Below are 3,345 nucleotides of genomic sequence, written 5' to 3'. Positions count from 1 at the left end.
TTGAAGCGGTCAACTTCGCGCAGACTCATGGTGATCAACCCCCGATCCTTCATGGCGCGCTCCCGTCCAGCCCAGGCGCTACCAGTATAGGTCTATCCAGAGGACATTCTGATGTGGCTGGAAGCGGACATTCTGATTTGGCCTCTACATCGTTTGAGCACATAATACGTGTTATGTTAAATCCTATCTACGGGGCTGCCAGCCAATACCGGCGCGGCTTCCAGCAAGAAAAGCACCCTGCGCTCTCGGGGCGTTGGTCGTCGCAGGAATCTGCGATAGGCTGTCGCATCCTCCGTGGTGAGTGAGGACAACGGCCGCCCCCGCTCAATGATGCGCCCAAAGGATCAGGCGTTTCGCTTCCTTGCGATAGGCGCGCAGGGTCGCCGCCGACTGCTGCAGCGCCAACCAGCCGTGGATGGCCGCGTAGTCGCTGTCCGCATTGAGGGTGCAGGTCTGGCACGGCGCGCGAAACTGCCCCTGCGACCCGTCGCCTTCAAGCGGCATGACGTAATTGTTCCCTCGGTACACTCCCGCGGGATCAGCGCGCGGACGCGCTCGGTCGGTTGTGGGTGCTGGGCGAAGAACGCTTCAATCCGCCGGGCCCGGCCGCGCCCAGGCCCGGAATGGCCACCCACCAGCGGCGTCGGCGCGGCACGCGTACTGTCAGGGCCGCCAGCACGCCGATGCCCTGAGACCGCAGCGCAGCCACTGCGCGCGGTGCCAGCCACAGCCCGATGTCGTCACTGATGACCGGCTTGGACGCCGGCAGTCCGTGTAGTCGTTCGATCGCCTGCTCGGCAGCCCTGCCCTTCTCCGCCCGCTCTATTGACCACCGCGGGTCTCTGCGAGTGCAACGGTCAAGTGCTGCACCTTCTTTTTCAACTGATCGCGCTCTTCTGTGAGCTGTGCAACCAATACCGTCAGGCGATGAATTGCAAGTTGATCGGGTGTGGCGTCGCTGGGCGGTGGCGCCAGTTCAGGCTTGGGTGGCACGCGGGCCTCGCGCACCTGTCTCGCCACCTGGCGCAGTTCCTTCTTGCCTCCAGCAACAGCCGCTACTTGCTTCTCGCCAGGCAAGGAGGCTACGGCAGCCGCGGCATTAATGGAAATTACGCCCGCTTTTACTGCGCTGACCAACTCGGGCGCAGCCGTCTTCTGGATTTTCTCGATCTGACCAAGCGTCGCACTGCTCACCCGTGCTGCGCGCGCAACAGCCTCGCGAGTCAACACCGGATCGGCCCCGGATTGCGTGGCGACTTCGGTCCCGGCAGGTTTTGCATGCTGCGCTTGCGTTTGCGCCAGACGCGCGGATACGATTCCCTTCTTCCGCAGGGCAAGTACCCCTCGTTGGAAATCTGATACGCTGCGCCGCCCGAGGTGATTGTCGATCATCCACAGGTGCACATCGTCCATAGACTGGAACGTCTGGTTTTGTACCGTATTGAAAGGGATTCCGTGCTCGTGGCAGATGCTGTAGCGGTTGTGTCCGTCCACCAGGAGATCGCCCCACAACACCAGCGCATCGCGGCACCCTTCCGAGAGCAAGCTGCGTTCTAATGCTGCGTATTCGTCTTCTGTAAGTGGATCGATATAGGCACGGAGCTCTTCGTTGATAGTGATCTTCATGGGCCAAACAAAAAATGTAGGACGGTAGTGTACACACTGCCGCCTTTTCAAGCCGTGTAGCGGGGCCGATGAAGCTGGGCCTGGCGCTGCGCATTGGCGAATGCCTGCACTATCTCTTCGGTGCGTCCATCCTCACCTTCGCCGGGCCGATCTCCGCGACATCCGCCCACGCCTTTGCGTCGAAGCAAAACTCCGCGATTGCGCATGTGGGCATGTCTATGATCGCGCTCGATAGCCGATGTGCGAGGTCGGTGAACTCGGGATTGTGGCCGAAGAGCATCACGCGGTCCAGCCTGTCGTCGAGTGCGCAGATCATGGTGAGCAAGTTGTCCGAGCTGCTGGCATAGAGGCGCTCATCGACGACGATGTCCTTGCGCTTGTAGCCGATCTCATCGGCGATGAGTTGCGCCGTGGTCAGCGCACGCAGCGCCGGGCTCGACATGAGTAGATCGGGATCGACGCCGCGATCAGTCAGGCGTTTGCCCATCTTGGACGCGTCATTGCGGCCGCGATTGTCTAACTGTCGCTGCCGGTCGGGCAAGGACGGATCGTCGCGACTCGATTTGGCATGCCGCACAAGAAACAGGATTTTCATGATCAAGCTGAGGGGTGGCCTGAAGCGCCATTATCGCCCTATTCGACCACCGCGGCGACTAACAGAGGTGCTAGCCTTTCATGCTCTCGATTGCTGTCGTTTTCAACATCGCATCGCTGCTGGGCTTGCGAACCGTCGTAAATGGCGCCGAAATCAAAGCTACCCCCAAAAGGCCTACCGAAGCGGTACATCCAGATTCGTGCCGGTGACGTGGAGTTGCTCCGACCCGTACACCACGACTTTAGGCGGCGCGAACTCCAGGTGATTCTCTTCCAGCCATGCGGCAACCGCGGCTTCCAGCCGATCCATGAGATCCAGTTGAAGTTTCCATGACTCTGGGGACTCGCGGCCGGGAAAGCCATCACCGATCGCTGCCGCGAGAATGGGGGCGAGCACATCTTGGGCTTGCTCGCTGCCAATCAATTTGCCCTCGTGTTCGCCCAAGGCCATGCCAGAGAGCATCCGCTCGATAATCCTCGTCGCTTCGAACCGCGCGAAGTAGGACGGAGGCTCAGGGCTAAAGCCCGCGGTAACCACCTGCGTCATGCCCATCTGCGCTGCCGCCGAAATGGCATCGCGACGGGACCCGAACCCCGCGACCCATCGACCGGCCGCATCCTTGTACCCGAACTCTTCCTGCATGCTGCCTCCGGCATGGTTGATGTTGGGCCTTTACCATGGCGCCGTTCTCCGTCCGGTATTCGGTCGGCCTTGGCTGCCGTGGCATCCGTTGGCACGCTACGGATCAGGCCTTCCTGCGAGAGGCCAATGAGCCTCTTACAAGGCGCACGTGCGGTCCGCCTCCGATGCACGGGCCCAGCGTGTCTCGTAATAGCAGACACCCGGTGTTGTTGTGTTGGTTTGCACCCGCCAGATCCAGGCCCGCACGCGCCAGGCTTTGACGCCATTTTTCGTACCCGAAAAAAATCGATCCCAAGCCCAGCCTGCCTTTGCGGGCGATTCACGCTGACCTGCCCCGCCTTGGCACACTCCATGCGTTTGTACCTCCCGAGCGCAGAAACAATGCTCGAACCAACCGAACCCCAAGTCCCAATCGCTCCCAAGGAGAACTGCCATGACTACCACCCTCGCCATCAAGGACCTGTCCGTCACCGAAGAACTCG

At 61.0% G+C, this 3,345-nt stretch carries 3 protein-coding genes and 1 pseudogene; all 4 read right to left on the bottom strand.

Annotated features, from left to right (window positions below):
- Positions 1-233: 233 nt before the first annotated feature.
- Positions 234-802 (bottom strand): annotated as a pseudogene (locus tag AC1DT6_RS40210) (phage integrase family protein); the annotation flags it as partial.
- Positions 803-822: 20 nt separating this feature from the next.
- Entirely contained in the window at positions 823-1,626 is an 804-nt protein-coding gene (locus tag AC1DT6_RS40205) for a ParB N-terminal domain-containing protein (RefSeq protein ID WP_441637648.1), read from the bottom strand.
- A gap of 109 nt (positions 1,627-1,735) precedes the next feature.
- Positions 1,736-2,221: a SixA phosphatase family protein gene (locus AC1DT6_RS40200; protein WP_441637646.1), complete on the bottom strand. Its 486-nt coding sequence runs from the start codon at positions 2,219-2,221 to the stop codon at positions 1,736-1,738.
- 174 nt (positions 2,222-2,395) lie between these two features.
- The gene (locus AC1DT6_RS40195) at positions 2,396-2,863 is read right to left on the bottom strand and encodes a hypothetical protein (RefSeq protein WP_441637644.1); all 468 of its coding nucleotides are present in this window, start codon (positions 2,861-2,863) and stop codon (positions 2,396-2,398) included.
- Positions 2,864-3,345 lie beyond the last annotated feature (482 nt).

It is taken from the genome of Cupriavidus sp. 01L45 (genome assembly GCF_056399885.1).
The sequence above is the reverse complement of the archived record's forward strand: the minus strand, read 5'-3'. Positions and strand labels throughout refer to the sequence as shown.